General features: G+C 60.9%; 23 protein-coding genes. 14 read left to right on the forward strand and 9 right to left on the reverse strand.

Annotated features, from left to right (window positions below):
• Positions 1-73 precede the first annotated feature (73 nt).
• Positions 74-841, reverse strand: coding sequence for a DeoR/GlpR family DNA-binding transcription regulator (locus DevBK_RS18150; RefSeq protein ID WP_317186460.1), 768 nt, complete (start codon positions 839-841; stop codon positions 74-76).
• A gap of 77 nt (positions 842-918) precedes the next feature.
• Between DevBK_RS18150 and DevBK_RS18155 the strand changes: the two genes are divergently transcribed.
• Together DevBK_RS18155 and DevBK_RS18160 are read left to right on the forward strand one after the other, a co-directional pair.
• Positions 919-2,067 carry an MFS transporter gene (locus DevBK_RS18155; protein ID WP_317186461.1) on the forward strand — a complete coding sequence of 383 codons (1,149 nt, stop codon included), beginning with the start codon at positions 919-921 and terminating at the stop codon, positions 2,065-2,067.
• A 29-nt stretch (positions 2,068-2,096) separates the two neighbouring features.
• Positions 2,097-3,272, forward strand: a complete 1,176-nt coding sequence (locus DevBK_RS18160; protein ID WP_317186462.1) for an MFS transporter — start codon at positions 2,097-2,099, stop codon at positions 3,270-3,272.
• Between the two features lie 17 nt (positions 3,273-3,289).
• Here DevBK_RS18160 and DevBK_RS18165 read toward each other — a convergent pair whose 3' ends face one another.
• The 3 genes from DevBK_RS18165 to DevBK_RS18175 all read right to left on the reverse strand — a co-directional run bounded on the left by DevBK_RS18165 (position 3,290) and on the right by DevBK_RS18175 (position 6,675).
• A complete protein-coding gene (locus tag DevBK_RS18165; RefSeq protein WP_317186463.1) occupies positions 3,290-4,615 on the reverse strand; it encodes a ferric reductase-like transmembrane domain-containing protein in 1,326 nt (441 codons plus the stop codon).
• Between the two features lie 90 nt (positions 4,616-4,705).
• Positions 4,706-5,314 carry a response regulator transcription factor gene (locus tag DevBK_RS18170; protein WP_200913620.1) on the reverse strand — a complete coding sequence of 203 codons (609 nt, stop codon included), beginning with the start codon at positions 5,312-5,314 and terminating at the stop codon, positions 4,706-4,708.
• Positions 5,314-6,675 carry a sensor histidine kinase gene (locus DevBK_RS18175; RefSeq protein WP_317186464.1) on the reverse strand — a complete coding sequence of 454 codons (1,362 nt, stop codon included), beginning with the start codon at positions 6,673-6,675 and terminating at the stop codon, positions 5,314-5,316. The genes DevBK_RS18170 and DevBK_RS18175 overlap by 1 nt, the downstream gene beginning before the upstream one ends.
• A gap of 265 nt (positions 6,676-6,940) precedes the next feature.
• On the opposite strand from DevBK_RS18175, the gene DevBK_RS18180 reads away from it, so the two are divergent.
• The 6 genes from DevBK_RS18180 to DevBK_RS18205 all read left to right on the forward strand — a co-directional run bounded on the left by DevBK_RS18180 (position 6,941) and on the right by DevBK_RS18205 (position 14,179).
• The gene (locus DevBK_RS18180; protein WP_061911827.1) at positions 6,941-8,545 is read left to right on the forward strand and encodes an ABC transporter substrate-binding protein; all 1,605 of its coding nucleotides are present in this window, start codon (positions 6,941-6,943) and stop codon (positions 8,543-8,545) included.
• Positions 8,546-8,609: 64 nt separating this feature from the next.
• On the forward strand, positions 8,610-10,367 hold the full coding sequence (locus DevBK_RS18185) for an ABC transporter ATP-binding protein (protein ID WP_317186465.1): 1,758 nt from the start codon (positions 8,610-8,612) through the stop codon (positions 10,365-10,367).
• Positions 10,368-10,378: 11 nt separating this feature from the next.
• A complete protein-coding gene (locus DevBK_RS18190) occupies positions 10,379-11,308 on the forward strand; it encodes an ABC transporter permease (RefSeq protein WP_317186466.1) in 930 nt (309 codons plus the stop codon).
• Positions 11,305-12,189: an ABC transporter permease gene (locus DevBK_RS18195; protein ID WP_317186467.1), complete on the forward strand. Its 885-nt coding sequence runs from the start codon at positions 11,305-11,307 to the stop codon at positions 12,187-12,189. The genes DevBK_RS18190 and DevBK_RS18195 overlap by 4 nt, the downstream gene beginning before the upstream one ends.
• Before the next feature lie 2 nt (positions 12,190-12,191).
• Positions 12,192-13,397 (forward strand): aminotransferase class V-fold PLP-dependent enzyme, encoded by a 1,206-nt coding sequence (locus DevBK_RS18200; protein WP_317186468.1) that lies wholly within the window; start codon positions 12,192-12,194, stop codon positions 13,395-13,397.
• A 56-nt stretch (positions 13,398-13,453) separates the two neighbouring features.
• A complete protein-coding gene (locus DevBK_RS18205; RefSeq protein WP_317186469.1) occupies positions 13,454-14,179 on the forward strand; it encodes a FadR/GntR family transcriptional regulator in 726 nt (241 codons plus the stop codon).
• A 16-nt stretch (positions 14,180-14,195) separates the two neighbouring features.
• Here DevBK_RS18205 and DevBK_RS18210 read toward each other — a convergent pair whose 3' ends face one another.
• Positions 14,196-15,650, reverse strand: a complete 1,455-nt coding sequence (locus DevBK_RS18210; protein WP_317186470.1) for a xylulokinase — start codon at positions 15,648-15,650, stop codon at positions 14,196-14,198.
• Positions 15,651-15,767: 117 nt separating this feature from the next.
• Between DevBK_RS18210 and DevBK_RS18215 the strand changes: the two genes are divergently transcribed.
• The 3 genes from DevBK_RS18215 to DevBK_RS18225 are packed head-to-tail and all read left to right on the forward strand — an operon-like array spanning position 15,768 to position 19,226.
• Positions 15,768-16,700 carry a substrate-binding domain-containing protein gene (locus DevBK_RS18215; RefSeq protein ID WP_317186471.1) on the forward strand — a complete coding sequence of 311 codons (933 nt, stop codon included), beginning with the start codon at positions 15,768-15,770 and terminating at the stop codon, positions 16,698-16,700.
• 41 nt (positions 16,701-16,741) lie between these two features.
• On the forward strand, positions 16,742-18,262 hold the full coding sequence (locus DevBK_RS18220) for a sugar ABC transporter ATP-binding protein (RefSeq protein ID WP_317186472.1): 1,521 nt from the start codon (positions 16,742-16,744) through the stop codon (positions 18,260-18,262).
• Positions 18,255-19,226 (forward strand): ABC transporter permease, encoded by a 972-nt coding sequence (locus DevBK_RS18225; RefSeq protein WP_317186473.1) that lies wholly within the window; start codon positions 18,255-18,257, stop codon positions 19,224-19,226. The genes DevBK_RS18220 and DevBK_RS18225 overlap by 8 nt, the downstream gene beginning before the upstream one ends.
• A gap of 65 nt (positions 19,227-19,291) precedes the next feature.
• Here DevBK_RS18225 and DevBK_RS18230 read toward each other — a convergent pair whose 3' ends face one another.
• Positions 19,292-20,464: a hypothetical protein gene (locus DevBK_RS18230; protein ID WP_244487140.1), complete on the reverse strand. Its 1,173-nt coding sequence runs from the start codon at positions 20,462-20,464 to the stop codon at positions 19,292-19,294.
• Between the two features lie 143 nt (positions 20,465-20,607).
• Between DevBK_RS18230 and DevBK_RS18235 the strand changes: the two genes are divergently transcribed.
• Complete coding sequence (locus tag DevBK_RS18235; RefSeq protein ID WP_061911837.1) at positions 20,608-21,054, forward strand: DUF305 domain-containing protein; 447 nt, start codon at positions 20,608-20,610, stop codon at positions 21,052-21,054.
• Positions 21,055-21,093: 39 nt separating this feature from the next.
• Here the strand turns inward: DevBK_RS18235 and DevBK_RS18240 are convergent, their stop codons facing one another.
• Entirely contained in the window at positions 21,094-21,666 is a 573-nt protein-coding gene (locus tag DevBK_RS18240; protein ID WP_061911838.1) for a TetR/AcrR family transcriptional regulator, read from the reverse strand.
• Positions 21,667-21,788: 122 nt separating this feature from the next.
• Between DevBK_RS18240 and DevBK_RS18245 the strand changes: the two genes are divergently transcribed.
• The gene (locus DevBK_RS18245; protein WP_317186474.1) at positions 21,789-22,976 is read left to right on the forward strand and encodes an alpha/beta hydrolase; all 1,188 of its coding nucleotides are present in this window, start codon (positions 21,789-21,791) and stop codon (positions 22,974-22,976) included.
• On the opposite strand, the gene DevBK_RS18250 is transcribed toward DevBK_RS18245, so the two are convergent.
• Positions 22,973-23,656 (reverse strand): glutathione S-transferase family protein, encoded by a 684-nt coding sequence (locus tag DevBK_RS18250; RefSeq protein WP_061911839.1) that lies wholly within the window; start codon positions 23,654-23,656, stop codon positions 22,973-22,975. The two genes, DevBK_RS18245 and DevBK_RS18250, sit on opposite strands and share 4 nt — an antisense overlap.
• A 233-nt stretch (positions 23,657-23,889) precedes the next feature.
• Between DevBK_RS18250 and DevBK_RS18255 the strand changes: the two genes are divergently transcribed.
• Positions 23,890-24,840: a hypothetical protein gene (locus tag DevBK_RS18255; protein WP_317186475.1), complete on the forward strand. Its 951-nt coding sequence runs from the start codon at positions 23,890-23,892 to the stop codon at positions 24,838-24,840.
• 8 nt (positions 24,841-24,848) lie between these two features.
• On the opposite strand, the gene DevBK_RS18260 is transcribed toward DevBK_RS18255, so the two are convergent.
• Positions 24,849-25,772, reverse strand: a complete 924-nt coding sequence (locus DevBK_RS18260; RefSeq protein WP_061911841.1) for a LysR family transcriptional regulator — start codon at positions 25,770-25,772, stop codon at positions 24,849-24,851.
• Positions 25,773-25,794: the final 22 nt, after the last annotated feature.

The raw sequence follows: 25,794 nt of genomic DNA on the forward strand, positions 1-25,794 counted from the left end.
CCCTATCGTCACGATCGTGTTTCCGCGAAAGATGGGCAGTCTGAAGACGACGCCATGCCGCATGAATGCAGTGTCAAGCCACACCATCCGTCGTCACAAGATGCACCTGAATATCGAGGCGTCGGTACGGCTCTGGGTCGGCCGCTCCAGCTTCTAGCACGAGGTGATCGATGCGCGCCGCGTCGGCCAGTTTGAAGGGCGCGATGGTGCTGAGTTTGTCGGTGGTGGCGGCGATGGTAAGGAGGCTGCTGCGGGCTATCATGGCGCGCTTGATTTCGGCTTCGCTGGCGTCGAGGGCCGTTACACCGAGCGCTGTGTCTATGCCGCAGGCGCCGAGGATAAACATGTCCGCAAAGATTTGCTCTGCCTCGCGAATGGTTTGAAGGCCGAGGCAGGCGCCTTTGGACTGATCGTAGAGACCACCAAGGACCATGATCGTGTGTTTGGGATTTTTCGACAGTGCCGTAGCGATCGCCGGCGCGTTGGTGACGATCGTCAGCGTCAGATTTTTCGGCAGGGCCTGCGCAATGGCGAGATTGGTTGAGCTGGCATCGATGAAGATCGTCTGTCCATTTCTGACCAGAGCTGCCGTCGCCGTGGCGAGCCGGGCTTTCTGATCGGCCCGGTCCGTCGTCCGGACTGACAAAGATCCGGTATCGGGGGCGGGGAGCAGAGCCCCGCCATAAACCCTGCGGCAATGGCCCAAACGTGCAAGTTCGCGCAAATCCCGGCGGACCGTGTCATCCGACACCCCAAACTTCGCCGCCAGATCGTTGGCCAGCACCTTACCGTTTTCGCTCAGCAATTGGCGAATGGCGTCGAACCGTTCATCAGTTAGCATGGATCTTCTCGTTCATTCATGTTCTTGCATGTTTATGCATCTTTTGTCATAGCGTAATTCGCGAGTGGAGAACAAGCATGCATGGCACGGGGCTGATACGGGGCAACGATCGGATAGCGACAAGGCTCATCTTCGCCTTGGGCGGCATCGTGCTCGGCGCATGGGCGCCACTGGTGCCGCTGGCCAAGGCTCGGCTCGGCGTCGACGAGGGTGCGTTGGGCCTCCTCCTTTTGTGCATGGGCGTCGGGTCCATTTTAGCCATGCCGATGACAGCCTTTCTCACGTCGCGGTTCGGGTGCCGGCAAGTCATCACCATCTCCGCCTCGGGCCTCTGCATTGTCCTGCCGCTTTTGGCCACTGTGGACACGGTCTTGCTTATGGCAGCAACCCTGGTCGGCTTTGGCGTGGTCATGGGCTGCACGTCCGTGTCGATGAACCTCCAGGCGGTTCTTGTCGAACGCGATGCGGGACTATCGCTGATGTCCGGCTTTCACGCCATGTTTAGCCTCGGCGGTATTCTGGGATCTGGTGGCATGGCGGTGTTGCTGAGCGTGGGCGTGCCTGCCTACGCAGCCGCGCTGATTATTTCCATGTTTATGCTGGGCCTCCTTGTTGTCGCCCGGCCCGGCCTTCTACCCTATCGTGAAGAGAGCGGAGCCAAGCCACCGGCCTTTGTCATTCCGAAAGGCATCGTTTTGGCGATCGGTGCGCTCAGTCTACTGGCCATGCTTGCAGAAGGCGGCGTGCTGGATTGGGGCGCCCTTTTTATCGTCGAAGCCCACGGCGCCGATATAGGGCTGGCGGGTTTTGCCTACACCGCCTTTGCCATCACGATGACTATGGGCAGACTGTTTGGCGATAGGCTGCGCATGGCATTCGGCGATCTCGCCATGCTGGTCGGCAGCGCCACCTTGGCGATGGCAGGGTTTCTAGCCAGCCTGTTCCTGCGCACGGCAACCGCATCCTTAGTCGGCTTTCTGCTGGTGGGCGCTGGCATATCCAACATCGCGCCGATCCTTTTTACCCTGACCGGCAAGACCCGTCATATGCCAGCAAATCTCGCGGTCGCCTCGGTGCTGACCGTTGGTTATGTGGGCATCATCGCCGGGCCTGCCGCGATCGGGCTGATTGCCCATGCGACGAGCCTCCAAACTGCATTTTTCCTGCTTTGCGCGGCGATGCTGTTCATCGCTGTCTCTGCCCGCCCAGTCTTCAATCGCGTCTAAACGACGCCAACCGTAACGAGCTAAAAGCCATGTCTGCAACACCTGCCGCGCCGAACCAAACGCATCACGCCCTCTCGGGAACAAGGGAACAATGGGCGACCCGAGCAGTCTTTCTCGTTGCAGGGCTCGCCATGGCGGCCTGGGCGCCGCTCGTCCCCTTCGCCAAGGCGCGGGTCGGGGTGGAAGATGGCGCGCTCGGCCTGTTGCTCTTGTGTCTGGGATTGGGGTCAATCGTCGCTATGCCGATCACCGGCGTGCTGGCCAGCCGCTTCGGCTGCCGCGCCATCATCGTCGCGAGCACGATAGCCGTTGCGATCGTCGTGCCGTTCCTCGCCGTGGTTGATACCGTCCCGGGCCTTGCCATAGCGCTTGCCCTGTTCGGGGCAAGCGTCGGGACGGTGGACGTCGCCATGAATATCCAGGCGGTCATGGTCGAGAAGGACAGCGGGCGCAATATGATGTCCGGCTTCCATGGCCTCTTCAGCCTTGGCGGCATTGTCGGCGCCGGTGGAGTAAGCCTGCTACTCGGCTTTGGTGTCAGCCCGCTGACTGCCACTCTCGCGATCAGCGCCATGCTCGCAGTTTTGCTGGTCTATTCCTTTTCCGGCCTGTTGCCCTATGGCAACCGTGAAGCCGGCGATACGCCGCTCTTTGTTGTTCCCAAGGGCATCGTCATCTTCATTGGCCTCCTGTGCTTTCTAGTTTTCCTCGGCGAAGGCGCGATCCTCGATTGGAGTGCTCTCTTCCTCATCGGCACCCATCAGGTCGATCCTGTTCAGGCCGGCTTTGGCTACACCACGTTTGCCATTGCCATGACCCTTGGACGGTTGACAGGCGACAAGATCGTCAAGGCCCTCGGCGGCAGCAAAGTCGTCGTGATCGGCGGGCTCCTCGCCGCTGCCGGATTTTTTCTTGCGGTGTTTGCGCCGGCCCAGCCTCTGGCCTTTGCCGGCTTCCTACTCGTTGGGTTGGGGGCGTCCAATATCGTGCCGGTTCTCTTTACCGCAGCGGGCAATCAGACCCGCATGCCGGCGAGCCTTGCCATCGCGGCTATCACGACGCTCGGCTATGCGGGTATCCTGGCTGGCCCCGCGGCGATCGGCTTCATTGCCCAACGCTGGACCCTCAATACAGCCTTTATCCTCGTCGCAGTGGGGCTGGTCTTTGTTGCAGTAAGCTGGCCTCTGACCACTCGCCGTCACTGATAGGGCTGCCTGACCCTTTAGCGAAATTCGAAACGCTCGGTGATGATTTCCTCGCTCCGCAACCCCGCTGATTTAAGCTGGGTTTTGAGGTCATCTGTCATCGCGCTCGGCCCACAAAGGAAGACGCGTTGTGTCTGCGGCGCGCCTTCAAGAGCGTCAACCGCGGCGAGCCTGCCTTTGATAGTGCTGTCGTGGATGGTGAAACGGCCATTGGGCATCGCTGCCATCAGTGCTTCGATTTCGGCTTTGTATATCGCCTGTTCCTTGCCGCGAACCGACCAGATGAGATGGACGACCTTATCCGGACGCGTTTTGGATAGGGCCTGCAGGGCGGAGAGAAACGGGGTGATGCCAATCCCGCCGGCAATCCAGAGCTGGGGATCTGAGCTCGAGAGAATATCCTCGCCAAAGTGCCCATAGGGACCACGGAGCATAGCCTCTTTTCCGGCATCGAGCTCAGCCAAGCCCTTGGTAAACGGCCCTGCCATTTTGATCGACAGGCGAACACCGCCCTGATCGTCGATACCGGAGATCGAGAACGGATGACGGTCTTGGCCCAGTCGGAGCAGCACAAACTTACCGGGCGCGGGGACGAATGACGTGGTGCCCGCAAAGACCAGCTCACGTACATCGCCAAAAGTCTCTGCCGATTGCACACTCAACCGGACGCCGCGTCGGGGCTGCAGGAAGACGCCGTCGAACCAGGCATAGGTACCGACCGCAACGGTCAGGATCATATACCAATCGCCCTGCAACATGATTGCATGCACGGTGCCCCCGAGAAACGGGATGATCATCAGCTTGTGGGTCTTGAGCCAACGCCGATAGGGCATCTTCATCCAGATGGTCATGGCCACAAGGATCAGAAGGCCAAAGGTGCCAACCATGCCCAGCGTATAGGCCCAGTCTCGCCCTGGCAGCATGTAGGTTGCGATGAGGCTCCAGTTCGGAAGGGCTTGCACCACCAGCGCGCCAGTATGGAGCACGACAAAGGTGAGCGCTGTCTTGCCGGCAAAGGCGTGGAGCGCATAGACCCGGCTGGCGCCACCAAAGAGCCTTTCCATCCAATGCCAGCGCGTGGCGAGAATGAAATTCAGCGCGAAAAGCAAAGCGGCATAAAAGCCAAGGGAGCTACCCGCTTCGTATAGCGGATCGTCCTTGCTGCCATTTTGGAGGATATCGCCGGTCGCAAGCCGCAGATCCGTCGCGCCGATCAGTTCGAGTGCCGAAAGGGCCAATGCGTAAAGCGCCACGGCACCTATGGCGATGCCGACGACGTTCTGTCCTTTGAGATTGCCTGGTAGCCGATGCGACAACCAGTTGATCGGTGCGTAGAAATTCATTCCCAAAATTGCCTCCGGCGCTGTTGCGAGGCATTTGGGGGCAGGGCGCTCCGAGCACCATGGCGAGGCCTGCCGAGGCTTTCCGTAGTTCTACGGAGTGGCGGCGCCGGCCGCGTTCCAGACGCGGGTCAGTTCCACAACCGAGGTCGTTTCGATCTTGGCGCAAATGGAGGATCGATGGCTTTCAACGGTTCTTGGGGATAGCTCAAGCGCCAACGCGATGTCCTTGGTCGCGAGACCTTTGGAGATCAAAGCAAGGACGTCGCGCTCACGCGGCGTCAGCCGGTCCAGCAATAGGCGAAATTCGGAATGTTCGGCGTTCCGCTGCGAGATTTCAGAGAGCACCTCCTGGCCGCGCTGGATCGCCTCGATCAGGTCTTGCTCGTCGACAGGCTTGGTCAAAAAATCCACCGCGCCGTTTCGAAAGGCACGACGGCACGCATCGATATCGCCATGGCCGGTTATGAGCACCGTCGGCCAGGCAATGTTCCGACTGCGCAATTCCTCTTGCAGTTTCAGCCCGGACATTACCGGCATGCGCATATCAAGAACGACGACGCCGGCACCGAGATGAGGCAATTGCGCCAGAAAGCTCATTGGGCCTTCAAAGCTGAAAACCTTCAATCCAACGGTTTCAAGCAGCAGTGCCAGAGCTTTGCGCACGGCAGGGTCGTCATCGATGAGGTGAACGATGTCCATCACTCTGCTCTCCCTGAAACCGGCAGGACAATCCGGAAGGTAGTGTTTTCGCTCTCGACATAACTCAGACTGCCGCCCATACGCTCGACGAGCCGCTGACACAAAGCCAGCCCGAGCCCCATGCCGGCAGGTTTGCTGGTTATGAATGGCTCGAACAGATGCGCCTTTACACTGTCGTCCACGCCCCGTCCGGTATCCACGATATCGACTACCGCCGTCTCGCCATCGCGCCGCGTTGACACGGTGATTGTTCCCCTAGCGTCCGCGATGGCGTCCATGGCGTTGCGCACCAAGTTGAAGATGACCTGTTCCAGTTGAACCGCGTCGGCCCGAACCGTCAGCAGCGGATCGGCGTGAACCTGCACCAGGTTGATGTGCCGCGCCGCGAGATCGCCCCGCACCAGACTTTCGACACTGCTTATCGCGTCAGCCAAGGAGACCACCGCGGGCTCATGATTTTCAAGCCGCACCCATTGACGCAGCTTGGCAAGGATTGCCGAGGCGCGCTTGGTTTGAAGGATAGTCTCGTCCAAGATTGGTTCCAGCACCGCCACGTCGCCGCGCGCCAGCAGGCGGCGCCCCGCCTGCGCCTGACTTAGGATTGCGGTCAGGGGCTGGGTCAATTCATGCGCAATCCCGCTCGCCATCTCACCCAGTCCATTGACGCGCGAAGCATGTTCAAGACGCGCAAGATTTTCGCCACGAAGCGCGCGGCGCTCAGCGCGACGGGCCGTATGCCACTGCTGCCAGGCAATGAGAGCGAGGCAGTAAATAACAAGCGTCAATCCGCTCACCGCCAGCGTGGGCCAGATTGGCAGGAGCGATGTTAGTTCCGGAACAACCGTTGCGGACAGGACCAGCGGTTGGCTCGCGCTCTCCAATGCCCCCACAAACTCGGGGTCCTCAATTGGCGGTCCCACCAGCAGCGTGCCATCGGGCAGAGCAAGGTTTGCGACGATATCGCCGAGATCTTGCGGGAGTAGATCGCCTGCGTCGATCGTCAGGTCGACACCAAGTCCCTCGCTCACAGTGATGAAACTATACTGCTCTCCCCGCCCGGCTTTGAGCCCACTCGTCTCGGATGACGTGGCCTCGATTGAAATCACACGTGGGTAAGCGGCCTCGATTGCCTCCGCGGCATCCTGAAACATTTGTCCGTCGCCGGATTGCAGGATAGCGGCCAAGGCCGTCGAGAGGGCGATGTGCTGCTCAACGAGAGCGGATGCCCGACCCTGAAGAGACAGCGCAGTCGCGTCAAAACTCTCATAGGCATTCGCCAGGTTCCAGATGAGGACGCTGGCCCCCGCGGCGAGAACCACCAAAATTCCGGAGATGACGGTGAGGAGACGAGCGCGGATCATGAGCCTTCAATACCCGAGCATCGAAGGGGCCTAAAGGGAATCCAACGGGATGCAGACGAAGAGCGCGGATTCACGCCTTGCCAAGTCCAGTTCTATTTGTCAGACATATGTCATTAGACCATTGTTAAGGAAATCAGATCGTGCGCAGCGCCGGACCTGAGGGGGTTTCGGCGTCAAGAGAGCGACCGTCTCTTGCTGGCCAAATGCCTGCACCGACGGCGCATGAGGGAACGTCCATCTGGCTCTGGATTAAGGAGGGAGCTCTATGAATACACTTGTGAGACTGGCCGGCGTGTTGGTCGCCGCCACGGCGCTTTCAATACCGGCATTCGCCCAAACAACCGTTGTCGCGCCAAGCGGCAGCACCGCCGGCACCTATATGGACTACATGAAGACGGTCTACGATCGCGGCACCGGCTCTGAACTGCTACAGATCCCGATCGCCACCTTCGATAAGGAATTCGAGCTGACGCCGATGGCGGCAGAAAGCTGGACCCAGTCGGAAGACGGTCTAACGTGGACGTTCAAGCTGCGCTCCGGGCTCGTCTGGTCCGATGGCGAGCCGCTGACCGCCGAAGACTTTGTGTTTGCGCTCCAACACGCCGCGACATCCGGCTATGATTTCGCCTGGTATTGGGACTTTGCTGGCGGCATCAAGGGCTGGAAGGAAGTCACTGAAGGCACGGCCGACGTCTCGACCCTTGGGCTCAAGGCCGTCGATGATCTCACCATCGAAGTGACGACCGTTGCGCCAAAGCCCTATCTGCCATCGGTGACGAGCCTTTGGTATCCGGTGCCAAAGCATAAGGTCGATGAGCTGGGTGACGACTGGTCGCTCGATGTCTCGACCATCGTGTCTTCGGGACCCTTCGAAATCGAGAGCTGGGAAAAGTCCAACAATTCCGTCGTTCTGACCAAGTCCGATACCTATACCGGCCCCTGGTCGCCAATGATCGACCGGCTCGAACTCGATCCGACGCTCAATGCGCCTGAAGTCGGCCTCCCGGCCTTCCTTGCCGGCGATGCGGACTATTCCTTCCTCAATACCGGACAGGTGCCCGTCGCAACGTCGCGTTATCCCGATGGGATTCGCAAGAACGCGGTTTTCGCAACCTCGTACATTTCGTACGATCTCGATGCCGCGCCGTTCAACGACGTCAATGTCCGCCGCGCCTTCTACTATGCGGTCAACCGCGATGAGCTGACCTCGACGGTCCTCAAGGACATCGCCATTCCGGCCGGCTCGATCCTGCCCCCCGGCTATCCTGGCTACAATCCCGATATCGCGGCGGAAGCCGTGTTCGACCCGGAAAAGGCGAAGAAATTCCTCGCCGATGCGGGCTTCCCCAATGGCGAAGGCTTCCCGGATGTCGAAATCTGGTATCGTGACGAGGGCGGATACAACAAGGCGATCGTGCCGGCCATGGCGCAGTATCTGCAGGCCGAGTTCAAGGAAGTGTTGGGGATCACCCTCAACATCCGCGCTTTGCCAGGGCCTGAATGGATGGATGGTCTTCGCGGCAAGAAGAACAATATCTTCATTGCCCCTTACGAATACGACTATCTCGATCCGTCTAACTTCTACGGCATTTTCTACAATGGCGGCCGCCACGGCTATTTCATTCCTGAATATGATGAGATCGTCGCCAAGGCCGATAGCGAGAGCGACTGGGACACGCGCTACAAACTCTACGCGGAAGCCGAGCAGCTCATGATCGACCAGGGCCTCATCGTGCCACTGGTGCATCCGGTGACCATTGCAGTGGTGTCCGATCAGTTGACCGGCGACGGCGTGCAGCCAAATTCGCTGGGCTTTACTCAGCTCGATCGTCTCGGCCACTACTTCTTCACGCATATCACGAAGCAGTAGTCGCTCCTCGCCCAACGCGCTTCCCGGCTTTGATCGGGAGGCGCCCTCTATCAAGGGCCAATTCATGCCTCTCGTCGAAATCGAAGGCCTGCGCGTCAGCTTTCGCCAATATGGTGGCCGGGTCGATGCGGTTCGCCATGTCAGCTTCAGCGTCAATGAAGGCGAAAGCGTCGGCATTGTCGGGGAATCCGGTTCCGGTAAATCCGTGAGCTGTTCAGCGCTGCTGCGGCTGCTGCCCGCGACCGCGGAAGTCGAGGCAACCACGTTGCGGCTCGATGGCGTCGATGTGCTTAATGCCAACAAGGAAGACCTGGCGCGGCTACGTGGCCGATCGGCGGCCATGATCTTTCAGGATCCGATGACGGCTTTCGATCCCGTCTTCACCATTGGCCATCAGATCGCCGAGACCATTCAGGCGCATCGCAAGATCGGCAAGCGCGAGGCTCTGGCGGAAGCGGAGCAGCTTTTGCAGCGAGTCGAAATCAAGAATGCAGCGGATGTCCTGAAATACTATCCGCATCAATTATCCGGCGGCATGTTGCAGCGCGCCATGATTGCCATGGCACTCTCCTGCCGTCCGAAACTGCTGATTGCCGACGAGCCGACCACAGCGCTCGACGTGACCATTCAGGCGCAGATCCTGCAGTTGATCAAAAAAGTGCAGGCGGAATTTGGCATGGCGCTGATCATGATCACCCACGATCTTGGCGTCATCGCCGAAACGGTCGATCGCGTCGTCGTCATGTATGGTGGCGAGATCATGGAAGAGGGGCCGGTCACCGAGATTTTCGAAGCACCCAAGCACGCCTATACCAAGGCGCTGCTGGCGAGCCTTCATTCGCGCTTCGAACCATCCAAGGGTGACCCGGACGCGGTGGCGCCGGCGCTCGAATTGCGCGGTCTCGCGAAATCCTATCACACGCGCCGCCGCACCGGTTTTCGCGTCACCCATGGCGAGTTTCAGGCAGTACAGTCGGTCGATGTGGTCCTGCCGCGCAATCGCATCGTGGCGCTGGTGGGAGAGTCCGGTTCTGGCAAAACCACAACCGGCCTCATGGCCATGCGCCTGACCGAGCCGAGCAAGGGCAAGATCCTCGTCGATGGTACCGATATTTCGGAGCTGGACGCAGCGGCACTCATCCCTTTCCGCAAGCGCATGCAGATCGTTTTTCAGGATAGTTATTCCGCGCTCGATCCGATGATGACGTTGAGCCAGATCATTGCCGAACCACTCCATATTCACGGGATCGGTTCATCGCGAGAGCAAAGCGAGAAAGCGCTCGCTTGGCTCGAACGGGTGGGGCTCCCGCGCAATTTCGCCAGCCGCTACCCGCACGAATTGTCCGGCGGCCAGCGCCAGCGCGTCGCCATTGCCCGGGCATTGATCCTCGAGCCCACCGTGCTCGTCGCCGATGAGCCAACCTCGGCGCTCGACGTGACGGTCAAGGCGCAGATCATCAATCTCCTCAAGGACCTGCAGGCCGAACTCGGGCTGTCGATCCTTTTCATCAGCCATGATCTGTCGACGGTCAAATCGCTCACCGACAGTGTCGTCGTCATGTATCGCGGCCGGGTTGTGGAGGAAGCGCCGACCGCGCGTCTCTTCGCCGATCCGCGACATCCCTATACCCGCGCACTGCTCGATGCGATCCCGGCGACCAATCCGCGCGAAAAGCGGCAACGCACATTCCTCACCGCCGAGGAAATCCGCGCCGGCACCCCGCGCTATACCGTCATCCAGACCGGCTCCGCGCCCAGTCCCGATCCGCAACTCGTCACCATCGCCCCAGGACATCGGGTCGAGGCGATCGTGACCACGTGAGGAGATAAGCGATGCTAGGCCATATCATCCGCCGCGTCCTCTCGGTCGCTTTCACCTTCATCATCGTGTCGGTCATCATCTTCCTGATGATGCATTCCGTGCCCGGCGGGCCGTTCGATGCCAATGACATGCCTGTCTCCGAGGCCGTCCGCGCCAAGATGATGGCGCAGTGGGGGCTCGATCAGCCGCTGCATGTCCAATATTTCAATTACATGTGGGGCGTCCTGCATCTCGATTTCGGTGTGCCGTTCCAGAGCCCGGGCGAAACCGTCGTCGAGCTCATTTCCCGCGCCTGGGTGCCAAGCCTCGTCCTCGGCGGCTCGGGTGTGCTGATCGGGGCGCCGCTCGGCATTCTGCTCGGCATGGCCGCAGCCCTGAACCGCAATTCCTGGATCGATTATGTCGCGTCGACCGTCGCGACGCTCGGGCTAACCATCCCGGTCTTCGTGACCTCGATGCTTCTTATTTTGATCTTCGCGGTCTGGCTTAACTGGCTTCCGGCAAGCGGCTGGCCGCAGCCAAATCGTTGGATCCTGCCGATCGCCTGCTATGCCGCGATCCCGCTCGCCACTTATGCGCGATATACGCGCTCGGCGGTGCTCGATACGCTCAATCGCCCCTTCGTCACCGTGCTGCGTGCCAAGGGCCTCAGCGAACGTCGCATCATCTTCCAGCACGTCATGCGCAATTCTGCCATTCCGCTCGTCACGGTGTTTCTGCCCATGTTCATCGGCACTGCCACGGGCTCGATCTTTGTCGAAGCCATGTTCCGGGTGCCGGGTCTCGGTGCCTATTTCGTCTCCTCCATCCAGGTGCGCGATTACACGCTCCAGATGGCGCTGATGCTGCTCATCACCTTTATGTACTGCATTGCTTATCTCCTCTCCGACATCGCCTATGCGCTCCTCAATCCGCGCATCCGGGTAGGAGGCGCCGAATGACCGATATCAGCGAACCGGTTCCTGCCGTCCGTATGCGCAGCCCGCTCTGGTTTGCCTGGCGGCGGTTTCTCTCTAATAAGGCTGCCGTCGTTGGTGGCGCGGTGCTCGCCATTCTCATCCTGATGGCGATTTTTGCGCCACTGATCACGCCCTATGATCCGGAGGCACAAAGCTTCCTCACCGAAGCGCTTGCCTTTCCCTCTGCCCAGCATTGGTTTGGCATCGACAATCTCGGCCGCGATTTCTATTCGCGCGTCGTCTATGGCGCGCGCGTTTCCCTGACCATCGGCTTCACGGCCGCCCTCTTTAGTGTGCTCGTCGGCATTCCTCTCGGCGCGCTTGCCGGCTATTTTGGCGGCCGCGTCGATTGGATCATCATGCGGGTCATCGAGATATTCTCGGTGGTTCCCCCCTTGTTGGCAGCCCTATTGCTCGGCGCGATCACCCGCGGTGGTTATGGCACCATCGTCTTCATCGCTGCACTTTTTGGCTGGGTGCAGGTCTGCCTCCTGGTCCGCGCGCAGATAAAGGCCTTCCGCGAGAAGGAATTCGTTCGCGCCGCCCAGGCGCTCGGTGCTTCGCCCTGGTATATCATCCGGCGCCATCTCATCCCCAATTCGATCAGCCCGATCATCATCGGTTTCGTGCTGTCCATTCCCCTCGCCATGATGCTCGAAGCCAGCCTCAGTTTCCTCGGCGTCGGCGTTCCCCCGCCCACGCCGACCTGGGGGCAGATGATCAATGAAGGCATCGACTTCATGTTCTTTTACTGGCACCTGGCCGTCTTCCCGACCGCCGCGCTTGCCATAACCGTGCTCGCGACCTCGCTCTTTGGCGATGGCCTGCGCGACGCGCTCGATCCGACCCTGAAAGGCCGCTAACCGTGTCCGACAATCTCGCCCGTCAGTTCCTCATCCGCGAGGACGTGACCTTTCTCAATCACGGCTCTTTCGGTGCCTGCCCGCGTCCGGTGTTTGAAACCTATCAGGCGTTTCAGCTCGAACTCGAGAGCGAACCGGTGGAATTCCTCGGTCGCCGCCTCAACGACCTGATGCGCACGCCGCGCGAGGCCGTTGCGGCAGAATTGGGCGCTGACCCAACCAATATGGCCGCGGTCATGAATGCGACAAGCGGCCTCAATGTCGTCGCCCAGTCCCTGCCGCTCAAACCGGGCGACCAGATTCTCACGACCGACCACGAATATTCTGCGCTCGAAAAGACCTGGGCCTATGTTTGCCGCAAGACCGGCGCCGAAATCGTCGTCGTAAAGGTGCCGATGCCGCTGGTTTCCGAGGACGCCTTTACCGACGCCATTATCGCCGGCATGACCGACCGCACCAAGGTCCTGTTTCTCAGCCACATTACCTCGCCAACCGCCTTGGTCTTCCCCATCGCGCGGTCCATTGCCGAGGCGCGTAAGCGCGGTATTTGGTCGGTCATCGATGGCGCCCATACGCCGGGCCATATTCCACTGTCCCTCGACGCGCTCGGCGCCGATTTCTATTCCGGCAATTGCCATAAGTGGATGATGACCCCCAAGGGTTCGGCCTTTCTTCACGCCCGCCCTGAAGTGCAGGGCCTGCTCGATCCGCTCGTGATCAGTCACGGCTGGACCAAGGAGTCCAAGGAGCCCGGCGCGCAGGGCGCCTTCGGCAATTCGCCATTCATCGATGGCATCGAGGTTCAGGGCACGCGTGATCCCTCGGCCTGGCTCACCGTGCCTGCAGCGATCGCGTTCCGGAAGGAAAATGACTGGCTCTCGATTGCCGATCATTGCCGGCAATTGGCGCAGGACACCGCGCGCCGGCTTGGCGAATTGACGGGCCTGGCTCCACTCAGCAGCCCGGAATTTTCGGCCCCGCAAATGGTGGCCATGCCCATCCCCGAATGCGACACAGCCGAAATTCACAAGCTGCTCTTCGAGCGCTATCGCGTCGAAATTCCAGTGTTCAAATGGCAGGACCATTGCATCGCCCGCCTCTCGGTTCAGGGCTACAATTCCAAGCCGCAAATGGACAAGCTGATCGACGCCCTCTCCGAGCTTCTCGATCTCGGATCGTTGCGAGGTCGTGCAGCAAGCCAGGGCTGACAAAGTAGGCAAACTGTGGTGAAAGGTGGCCCGCGCCGCTGTGAAGGAATGACGCCGTGAGCCAGGCAGCACTCGACTATCTCGAGCCGCTCGAAACCCGCACGCGTGGCGTAGCGGTGCTCGATGCGCTTGCCGATATGGTCGAGAGATCGGGCCTCACGATTGGCGATCGTCTTCCGCCCGAAGTTTCGCTTGCGGCAACTCTCGGCGTCGGCCGTTCCACCATCCGCGAAGCGCTCAACCGCTGGGAAGGCCTCGGCATCATCCGCCGCCGCCGCGGCGATGGCACCTATCTTTCGGCACGCGTCCAGACCTCGCGCGGCCTCGTCCCCACCATGGTGCGGCTTGAAGGCGAAGCGTTGCTGCGCCTCCTTGAAATCCGCCGGACGCTTGAAAACGACGTCGTCCGCAAGGCGACGATAAAAGCGACGCCGGCCCAGCGCGAAGACATTGGGCGTCTCTGCACGGCGCTGCTCGCCGATGTCGATGCCGGCCTCCCTTGGCGCAAGGCCGACCACGCTTTCCACGGCGCCATCTACGACGCTTCCGGCAATCCCATGTATGGCCAGCTTCTGGTCAATCTCGACGATGCCCTCGAGCGTGGCGGCAAGTCACCCTTTTCGGCCGATGCCTTCGGCCTCGATTCCTTCCCGATCCATCGCGATCTGGCCGACGCAATCCTTGCTCAAAACCCCGATGCCGCCGTGGATGCCATCGGCCGCATCATCGATGTGGTCGAGCGCGAAGTGCAGGCCATCATCGATGGCGACAAGCTGAGTTGAAGTTCAGCACCATCGGCTATCCAAATCGCTGATTGAACGCCCGCAGGTCCTGATAGAGCGCGCGATAGTGTTCAAAACGGTCGCTATAGAAATTGACGCGTTTGGGATCTGGCTCGAAGCTGCGTTCGAATTGGACGAGTTTTTGTACTGCATCCGGCAGCGAGGGGAAGGCTCCACTCCCCACGCCTGCGATAATCGCGGCGCCGAGCGCGGCTGCAGCGGGAATGCTGGTGCGGGTCAGGTTTTTTCCCAGAACGTCGGCGCGGATCTGGCACCAGATATCGGAGCGCGCGCCGCCGCCGCTAATGCGAACGCGTTCGGGGCTTATGCCCGCTGAGCCTTCCAGCGCCTCGAACGCCCAGCGCACCGAGTGCGCCACTCCTTCCATCACCGCGAGCGTCAATTGCTCAGGGCCGGAATTGGCATCGAGCCGCGCGAAAACGCCCCGGGATGAGGCGTCCCAAATGGGCGCGCGTTCCCCCGCTAGGTGCGGCAAGAAGATCGGTGTGATCTCGGTGAGCGTCTCCGTCGAAGCCCGTTCGATCAAGTGTGCCGGCGAGCGGCCAAGAAGTGTTGCGAGCCAGGTCATCGACGCGCCACCCGATTGGGTTGGTGCGGCATGCATGCGGATACCCTCATAGGGCGGAAACAGGATTACGCCCGCCGTTGGGATAACCGTATCCGACACGATACCGGGGATTTCGCTGGTGCCCGATTGATACATGGCATCGCCATTGGCAACGACGCCACAGCCAAACATGCCCGCCCAGGCATCCATGGCACCAACCATCACGGGCGTGCCGGCAAAGGGGAGCCCGGCATCCATGCGCCCCACCTGATGATGAAACGGGTAAAGCGGTGGCAGTTTGTCAGCGGCTGAACCGACGAGGGCGAGGAGCGCATTCACGTATTGCCCCGCCGTGTCGACCAGCCCCACGGCCGCGACCGCATCGCTCGCCACTTCACCGGTTAGCTTGAGTGCGACGAAATCCTTGGGCAAAAGGACATGCCGCGTCGCGGCCCAATTCTGCGGCTCCGTCCGGGCGACGAAGGCCATGCGGGAGAGGGCGTGACTGGCGTCGATCGGCACCGGCCCGCCAAACCACGCGTTTTTTTGCTCGATGCTTACCTGCCGGTCGAGCTGCGCCGCGTCGTCCGCCGCCCGCGTGTCCTGCCAGGTGATCCCCGGCCGCAGCGCCTCTCCGCGCGCATCGACAAAGACGTGCGAATTGACCTGCGAGGTCAGGCCGATGCCTATCACCCGTGAGGGTTCGACCATTTCGGCGAAATGTCCAAGCGCGCCGAAAACGCCGCGGAGCCAATCCTCCGGCCTTTGCTCGGCCATGCCGGGGCTCGTGCGAAAGGTGGAATGGGGATGCTCGAAGCTTGCCAATTGCTGGCCCAATGCATCGATCAATGTGGCTTTGGTTGCCGTTGTCCCGATGTCGATCCCGATCAGGCAAAATTCCATGCCCGTTCTCCCCCGAATCCAGCTTGCCGTCCGGCAGGCGCTCCTTATAGTGCCTTGAAGCACAAGGATAACAACCGCCCGCTGCCCCGCTGGCGGAGATAGCAGGAGGGCTGTCTCGTGTCGCTCAATAAATCCACCCTGGCTTTGGCCGGCATTCTTCTCGCGACGACCGCTCTCGGCACAGGCGCTGCCTTTGCTCAGGCCAAGGTCGCCATCGTCACGCCCTATATGGCTCAGCCCGGTACCCAGTTTTACGTCGAAGCCTTCCAGGCCGTCGCCGACGAAAATGATTGGGACGTCAATGTGATCGATACGGCCGGCGACGTTGCCGCCGTCATCAGCCGCATGGAAGATCTCGTCGTCCAGAACGTCGATGCCATCGTCATCAATGTCGATCCGACCCAGGTGACCGCTGGTCTCCAGGCCGCCAAGGATGCCGGCATTCCCGTCTTCGGCATGGATGCCGGCGCCGATCCGCTGCTCGTCACCAATGTGACGTCCAATGGCTATGCCATGGCCGCCGAAACCTCGACCTATGTTGCCGATCGCATCAAGGGCGAAGGCAATGTCGTCATGTTCGTCTTCGAGGCTTTCCCGCCGGTGCAGGTCCGCGGCGTTGTCGCCGATGCGGTCTTCGGCAACTATCCCGATATCAAGGTGCTCGATCGCGTGACCCCGGACGTCGCCGATGGCGGCATTGCCGATAGCCGCGCCAAGATGGAAGCGATCCTCGCCGCCAATCCCGAGCCGGGCAGCATTAAGGCCGTCTGGGCGGCATGGGATCAGCCAGCTCTCGGCGCGCTGCAGGCCATCGAAGACGCCGGTCGTTCCGGCGAAGGCATCGTCATCACCGGCATCGACGCCAATCCCCAGGCCCGCGAAGCCATCGCCGCCGGCGGCAGTTTCGAAGCCTCCGTCGCCCAGGATTTTTCCGGCATCGGTGCGACCACGGCTGATGCCGTTGCCCGCGTACTGGCTGGCGAAGAAATCCTCCAGTCGGTCACCTATGTGCCGACCAAGCTGATCACCAAGGCTAACGCCACCGAGTAATTGGTCACTTGTCCGAAACAGCTTTAGGGCAGGGGCCGTCTATGGCCCCTCCCGTCCCGCTTCTTTCCGCAACGTTCGTCACCAAGGCCTATGCCGGCGTTCCGGCCCTGTCCGGGGCCAGTCTCGTCGTTGCGCCAGGTGAAATTCACGCCCTCATGGGCGAAAACGGCGCTGGCAAATCGACGCTGATCAAAATCCTCGCCGGTGTCGTTTCGCCCGATACGGCCGATATCAAGATCAACGGCACGCCGGTCAGCATCGAGTCGACCAAGGCTGCCTATCGCCTTGGCCTCCGGTTCATCCATCAGGAGTTCAACGTCGTCCCGACCCTGTCGGTCGCCGAAAACATCTTCATGGGCCGCCGCTATCCGCATCGCGCCGGCATTTTTGTCGATTGGGCAGAGCTCAACCGGCAGGCTCAGCGCGCGCTCGATCGTCTGGGCATCGACCATATCGACCCGCGCCAGAACCTTGGCACGCTCGGCCTCGGCGATCAGATGCTCGTCCGCATCTCTGCGGCGCTGCTCGACGATGCCAAACTCTATGTCATGGACGAACCAACCGCCGCACTCACCGCAGACGAAAGCCAGCGCCTTTTTCGGGTGCTCCGCGAAATCCGCGCCTCCGGCAGCTCGGTTCTTTACGTCTCTCACCGCCTCGACGAGGTGATGATGCTTTGCGACAAAGCCACCGTGCTTCGCGACGGACGCTCGATCGATAGCGGCGCCCTGACCAACATCACCCACGACGATCTCGTCGCCCTGATGATCGGTAGAAAAGTCGAGGAAGCCTATCCCAAGGCCGTCGCCTCGCCGCGCGAGACCACCGTCTTTTCAGCCACTAACCTCGTCAGCCCCGGCCTCAAACCCACCAGCTTCTCTCTCCGCGAAGGCGAAGTTCTGGGCATTGCCGGCCTCTCCGGTTCCGGCCAAAGCGAACTCATCCGCGCCATTTTCGGCGATGCCCGCATGACCGCGGGCACAATGTCCCTCGGCAACGCGCCCTATGCGCCGTTCTCCCCCGCTACTGCCTGGCAAAGCGGCGTGGCCTATGTCCCGCGCGAACGCCGCGCCGAAGGCCTCATCATGCGCCGGCCGATCTACGAGAACATCACGCTTGCGCACCTCAAGCGCCAGAGCAGCGCCGGCACCTGGCTGACCCCCAATCGCGAAAAGCGCTTTGCCGCCGACCTCGGCGCCAATATGCGCCTCAAAGCCGTCGGTCCGGGTCAGGACGTCATCGAACTGAGCGGCGGCAATCAGCAAAAGGTCGTCTTCGCCAAGGCGGTCGCGGGCGATCCGCGTTTGTTGCTGCTCGAAGAACCCACCCGCGGGGTCGATGTCGGCGCCAAATTCGACATCTATTCCATCATCCGCGAGCGCACCGCCAAGGGTTCTGGCGTCATCCTCGTCTCCTCCGATCTCCCCGAACTGATCGGCCTTTGCGATCGCATCGCCATCATGCGCGATGGCGCCATCACCACCATTGTCGACGCCGCAGGTCTGCGCGAAGACGATCTCGTCAATCTCTGTTATGGCCGGACCACCGGCATGGTTGCCTAAGAACATGGTCTTCATCCGCCGCTATGGCACCCTGATCGGCTTCGTCGCCATCCTCGTTTTCTTCTCCGTCATGCTCCCCGGCACGTTCCCGACGGCGCGCAACTGGCTCAACATCACCCAGCAGACCTCCATGCTGATGGTCGTCGCGGCCGGCATGACGGTCGTCATGGTCATGGGTGATTTCGATCTTTCGGTCGGCTCTGCCGCGAGCCTTGCAGGCATCGTCGCCGCCCTGATGATGGCCGCCGGTCAACCGATCTGGGCCGCCGTTTCGGTTTCGCTTTTGGTCGGCCTCCTCGGCGGCGCCTTCAATGGCGCCATGGTCAGCCTTGTCGGCATCCTCCCGTTCATCGCGACCCTGGCGACCATGACCATGTTTTCGGGCCTCGCCTTTGTTGTCAGCGGCGGCAAGACCATTTCGGGCCGCGCCATCCCCGAGGACTTTGGCAATTTCGCCCGCGCCGGCATTCCGCTCGGCGAATGGGGCGGCGTCGCCATCAGCCTCCCCAATCTCTCCATCATCGCTATCGTGGTGATCCTCGCGGTCTGGGTCCTTCTCGAGCAAACCACCTTCGGCCGCCGGCTCTACGCCATCGGCGGCAATATGGAAGCCGCCCATCTGAGCGGCATTGCCGTCAAGCGCCTCAGGCTCATCGCCTTCTCGTTGACCGGTCTCGCTGCCGCCGCGGGCGGCTTGATGTATGCGAGCCGCGTCGCCTCGGCCAATCCGGTCCAGGGCAGCGGCCTCATGCTCAACGCCATTGCCGCGGTCTTTCTCGGCACCACCATGAGCCGTCACGGCGAGCCGCGCATTCTCGCCACTGTCGTCGGGGTCATCGTGCTGGGCGTCCTCGACAATGGCCTCACCCAGATGAGCGTCGATAGCTATATCCGTCAGGTTCTTGTCGGCGCGCTCATTCTCGTCGCCGTCGGCGCCGGCTCAATCGGCCAAAAGCGCCGCTGAGATCGGTAGCCATTTGCCATTAAGCGAAACAACCCCGCCGAAGCGGGGTTGCTGGGGTTCAGTGCTCAGGGCTGGGGCGAGTGCACCATGCCATGGGGTTGTTCGGCGTTCGGCATATGCGTCAGGAGTTCGGTATTGGGCGCCAGCGGTTCTGTCCGCACGGCATCGCCGTAGAACACCGTGTGTAGCCCCCAATAGCTTCCCGCAATGATCACCATGGCAGCGAGGAGACCCGCAGGCACTGCGCCAATTGCCGGCATCAGCGTTTTGAGGCGTGGGCCCGATGGCGTCGGATCGGCAGCTATCAGGAACAGCGTGCCCATTATCAGGGCGTGACCGACGAGATCGATACGGCCGAAGGGATAGACCGCGGTGGTGAAAATCACCAGCAGCGCCACGGCCGACAGTCGGCGAATCAACGGCGTCCAAAGAAGGCCAAAACCCATGGTGAATTCAGCGACGCCCGCCATGGGAATGAACGTGTCCCGCGGCATGCCGAAGGTCAGGTAGGGCCGTTCTTCGACAAGCGGATAGAACCATTCGGCATAGGCGAACTTTTCAAGGCTCGACCACATCAGCGCAATGGCGACACCCCAGCGAAGCACGGCAAATCGGTGCTTATACCACTTGCTCTCCGGAGCGCTGGCAAGCGCCAGATATCCGGCGACGCCGACGCCAAGCGCCAGATAGTCGAGCAGGTGGAAGAAGTCATAGTCGCGCAGCGCAATGACCCAGAGCCCGATAATGCCCGCCGCAGCCAGCGGCATGGTCCGGCGCGAGAATACCAGCAGCGCGATCAGCAATTGCAGCCACGAGACCCACTCATTGGGCGTTTGCAGGTCTGGCGTCAGATAAACCCCGCCAACGGCAAAGATCGCGACGAAGAAGGCACCGATAATGGCCCGCATGAAATCGTCCGACCGGGTCCAGAGCGGCGCGCTCGCCCAGTCAAGTCCGCTGCTGACCGCGCTGCCAAACTTGCCTTTTGCAATGACGACCGTTGCCGCGAAGAAGGCAAGGACCAGCACAATACCGAGCCAGAACCAGCCATTGGCCAGCGTGCTGGTGATCGGGGCAGGCGCAGCGCCCACCACGTAGGGTGCAAACCATTTGACATGGGCATAAGCGGGCGTTGCGGCGCCGAACCCCGCGAGAAGAACGCCGAGCGGTAGGCCCAGGGAAAGCCGGCGTCCAGCCCCCCTGCGCAGTGTGGCGACGGTTCCTTGGTGCACTATCACTTGCGACTCCATCAGTTCTGCAACGACTGCAGCTGAGGTCGGCATAAACGTGCATCGCCCATGCATCCTTGATCTCGATCAAACGGCTCGGGAAATGGGCGCGGCATAGTCGGGCTAGCAACGAGGCCCAGGAGTCTGAGAAAATGGACGTGATGAAGTGGGGTGCGGCAGGAATTCTGGCGGTCGCTTTTGTCGGTGCGCTGTTCGTGCGCGATCAGCCTGCGGAGGCTGCGGCTCAACTCCCTCTGCCGCCCATTTGCGGCGATGCCAGTGCCGACCATGGTGGCGCTTCGATGCAGGAGCACATCGACATGATGGCAGCCAATGCCGATCCTGCCCATGCGGCGCTGCTCCAGACCATGGAGCCGATGCATTCGGATATGATGCGTGGCATGACGCCGACCGATTTTCAGACCGCCTTCGTGTGCAGCATGATCCCGCACCATCAGGGCGCGGTCGCGATGGCAAGGGTCGCCCAGCAATATGCCAATGATCCCTGGATCAAGATGTTTGCTCAGGAAATCATCACTACGCAGCAGGTGGAAATCCGCCAGATGCAAGCCTGGCTGGCGCGCTTGCCGGCTCAATAGGAAAGGCGAAGGCGACACCTCCTCAAAGTCGCTGTGCGACTAGGCGGCCCATTGCTGAGCGGCCATTTCGGACAGTGCCTCGAACACTGCTGGGCTCCGCTCGAGCCGCGCGACCGTTCGCGCGCCCTCGAGCGAGGCCACCAGCGCGGCTGCCGCAGACCTTGCCTTCCCGCCACTCAGCCCGCACCCCTCGAAATGCCGCCTTATGATCTCGGTCGAGGTCGCAAAGCCTTGGGCCACCCGTTGTGTGAGGTCGGCATCGAGGGCCGGCAGTTCATTAGCAAGGTTCTGCATCAGGCATCCATATCGGAAGTCGGAGGCCTTCATGTCGGCGGCGAACGACCCAATCAGCCTTTGCGTAAAGCCCAGCGCATCGCCTGTTGTCTCCGCCGACACTGCCTGAATAACGGCAATGCGCTGCGCGACATAGCGATCGATCGCCTCTTCTGCCAACTGCACCTTCCCCTTGGGAAAATGAAAATAGAACGAACCCTTGGGCGCCCCGCTTTCCTCAAGGATTTGGGTGAGGCCGGTGGCCGTATAGCCCTGAAGACGAAACAGGCGAATAGCTGCAGCGATGGCATTTTCACGGGCGTCGGTTTTGCGGGTCATACGGTGTCCTACCACAAGAGCCTTGACCATACTATACCAACCGCCATAGTATGGTGATCGTCATAGTTGTTTGGCTCACGCAACTCGACGCGTTTACCGCCTATGAGAGAGGTGCCGATCAAATGGTTTTCACAGATATTCAGGGCGCGCTGCCGGCGGCAATTCGCTCGCGAATGATCCCAGCGGTAAATGGCCTCGATCTTCATATTCTTGAAGCCGGGCATAAGGAGACCGGACGCCCGCTGGCGCTGCTTCTCCATGGGTTTCCGGATCTCGCCTATGGTTGGCGCCATGTGATGCCGCTCCTAGCAGAGGCCGGCTACCACGTCGTTGCGCCCGATCAGCGCGGCTATGGTCAAACCACGGGATGGTCGGCCGATTATGATGCGCCTCTCGCGCCCTTTGGCATTCTCAACATGGTGCGCGATACACTCGCCCTGGTTGCGGCCTTGGGCTATTCCCACACGTCCATGCTGGTCGGACACGATTTCGGCTCGCCCATCGCGGCCTATTGCGCCATCGCCCGCCCCGATGTGTTTCCCTCAGTCGTCCTGATGAGCGCGCCCTTTCCCGGCGTGCCGGCCTTTCCCTTCGACACCGCCGACAAAGCCCCGCAGCCCCAGCCAGCACAGTCCCCGGTGCAGCAATTGGCGGCCGGCCTTGCCGCGCTCGATCCACCGCGAGAGCTTTATCAGCACTATTTCGCATCGCGCAGCGCCAGTGATGATCCGCAAAATGCACCAGAGGGCCTCCGCCAGTTTTTCAGGACCTTCTTTCACGTCAAAAGCGCCGATTGGGCCGGCAATGCGCCGCATCCGCTCAGCCCCGCAAGTCCTGAAGCATTCGCCGCACTGCCCACCTATTATGTGATGGAAAAGGGGAAGACGATGCCCGAGAACGTCGCTCCATTCCGTCCTTCAGACGCAGAGGTTGCCGCCGCCCACTGGCTCACCGAGCCTGAGCTCGATGTCTATGTCGAGGCATTCTCGCGCACCGGCTTCCAAGGCGCGATGCAAGGCTACCGTGTGCTGTCCGACCCCGCACTCGGCGCCGAGCTGCGTCTCTTTTCCGGCCGGACGCTCGATGTGCCATCGCTCTTTATTGGCGGCGACAAGGATTGGGCACCCTACATTTCGCCCGGTGCGCTGGACCTAATGCAAACTACATCAACGACGCAACTGAGGGATGTCGCGTTCGTTGAAGGTGCGGGGCACTGGATCCAGCAGGAACAGCCCGCACAACTCGCTCGCCTACTGGTCGATTTCGCGGCCAAAGTTGGAGACGGTGGCCCGAAATCCGAAAAACGCTAGGCTGCATCGCTCTCGTTTTGCGGAAACATCGCCTTGCGCGAAGTTGCATCGAGGTCGGATTTGAATGTGTGAGCCGCTTTCAGCTCCAGCGCCTTTTGCACCGCGGGACGCGACGCCATTTCCGTCATGAACCTTTGGACATTGGGATAGGCCGAGAGCCCTGCATCGCCAAAGATGAAGCCTGCCGAAGCGGCCCATCCCCAAAGAGCCATGTCAGCGATCGAATAGGTCTCCCCCGCTAGATACTGGGCGCTGCCAAGGCGGTCGTCGAGCACCTCATAGTGCCGCGCCACTTCCTTGGTATACCGGTTGACGGCGTAGGGCAGGTGCTCGGGAGCGTAATGCATGAAATGGATGGCCTGGCCGGAGAAGGGCGAAAGCCCAGTTGCGACCAGCTCGAGCCATGAGAGCATGGCGGCATAGTCGCGCCGGTCTGTCGGCACGAAAGCGCCGTGCTTGTCGGCCAGATAGAGCAGAATGGCGTGAGAGTCGAAGACGATCGTGTCGCCGTCCACAATCGCCGGCACCTTGCCATTGGCGTTGATCGCCCGAAAGCCAGGGAGGTGCTGCTCGCCCTTGAAGATGTCCACCGGTTTGACCGAAAAGGGGAGGGCGAGTTCGTGCAGCAACACCGCAACCTTCATCGAATTCGGCGTCGCGTGAAAATAGAAATCGAGCATTGATGTCTCCTGTCTGAGCCGCGGTTTCGGGCTCATCTGCGGCCGAAGATGCCCCCGCGGCGCCTGACCCGGAAATCGATACGAAGATTTGCAGCTATCGCTGAGATCGATAGCTGCCCCTGCATTTGATCTCAGTAAGCCATCGATTTGATCGATAGCTCCAATCGCCGAGCCGCGTTTCAAGCCTGGCGGAGCGTGTCCTAGATCATGGGCATCATGATCGAAAGGACCGCATGATGATCTCCTGCACTTTGCTCGCCGGCGTTGCAAGCGCCGCTCTTCTCTCTCTGGCAGTGCCCACCACGGCTGCCGATATCGGCTTCGCCTCGGACCGCTCCTATCCCGAGAGCCTCACCTTTTCGGCCGAACAGGACGTATTCCTGCTCGGCTCCGTCACTCAAGGGCTGGTCGCCAAACTCGACCGGACCGGCGCCTACACGCCGTTTATCGCCGACGACAAGCTGGTCTCGACCGTGGGGCTACTGGTCGATGATCAGACTGATACGCTCTGGGTGACCAATTCCGATCCCGGAGCCGGGGCACGCACCAGCATAGCTACCCAAGGGAAACTCGCTGGCGTCGCGACATATGACGCCAAATCCGGCACGCCAAAGGACTATTACGATCTCGGCGCGCTCAGCCAAGGCACGCATTTTGCCAACGATATCGCGCTCGATGCTGCGGGCAATGCCTATGTGACCGACAGCTTCGCGCCGATCATTTACAAGATCGACACATCGGGGAAGGCGTCGATCTTTGCGCAAGACCCACAGTTCTGGTCCGAAGACGGCTTCAATCTCAACGGCATTGCCGTGCATGAAGACGGCTATCTAATCGTCGGCAAATACAACAGCGGCGAACTGTTCCGGGTGAGCCTCTCCGATCCAACGGACATTTCGAGTGTGGCCTTGCCCGAGCCACTGCTTGGCGCAGACGGTATTCATCTCCTCGATGGAGAACACCTGCTTGTCGTCCAGAACCTGGGGTCTGATCGGACAGTCGAACTGACCTCCACCGATGGCTGGAAATCTACGACCATCACGCGCAGCGAAAAGAGTGAACTCTCGATGCCGACCGCGGCGGTCGAGGCCGGAAATGGGGTCTACGTCCTCAATTCGCGCCTCGACACCCTCTTCGACCCGAAGGCCGAAAAGGTGGGCGACTACCTGCTTCAGCAGTTCTGAGCCTTACGTCAGGGCCAAAGCCCGGCCCTTGCCGTCGAGAGAATTTGCTGGCGTAGCCAGACATGGGCAGCATCCGCGTTCATTCGCGGATGCCAAAACATCGTCATTTCGAATGGCGCCAAATCGAGCGGGGTCTCGATGATCTCGAGCATGGACTCAAACCGCTGCAGAAACCGCCGGGGCAGGGTGCAGATCAGATCGGTGCTGGCCAGCATCAGCGGTGCCAATGCGTAACTTTGCACAGAGACGCTGACCCGCCTTGCCCGACCAAGCTCTGTCAGCGCCTGATCGATCATCCCTGAAAAGTGCCCACCGCTGGTGGAGATGAGCAGATGATCGAGAGCGCAGAATTCATCGAGCGTCATCGGCCCCGGATTTCGCGGATGGCCATGCCGATAGGCGGTCACGAATGCCTCTTCGAACAGTTTGCGCGCCATCAGGCCAGGCGCCGCGTCTTCGTTGACCCCGATGAAGACGTCCACCTCTCCCTGTTCCAAGTCTTCGGCAATCCGGGCCTTGTTGGGTACAGTAAAGGCAATCCGCGCGTCAGGCGCCGCGCTTCGAATTAGCGGGATAAGGTCGGGCGCCAGGATCGAAACCGGGTTATCGGTTGCGGCCACGCGAAAGATGCGCCTGCTGACGCTGGGATCAAAGACCCGCGCGGTGCCGATGAAATCGCTGAGCTGTTCCAGAAGGCTCGCCAGGTCGGGCGCCAAGGCCAATGCATGGGGCGATGCGACCATGCCCCGGCCTGAATTTGATGGAATAAAGAGCGGATCGCCGAGCAATTGCCTGAGACGCGTCAGCCGTGCCGACAGCGCCGACTGAGTAATGTTAAGCCGTGCCGCAGCATGCGTGACGTTTCGATCCCGAAGCATGGCATCGAAGGTCAGCAACAGGCCGATATCAAAGTCCGCGAGCAGATGGTTCAAGCTCTTATCCTCCGCTCCTGCG

The sequence above is a fragment of the Devosia sp. BK genome (assembly GCF_032907385.1).
GTDB lineage: Bacteria > Pseudomonadota > Alphaproteobacteria > Rhizobiales > Devosiaceae > Devosia.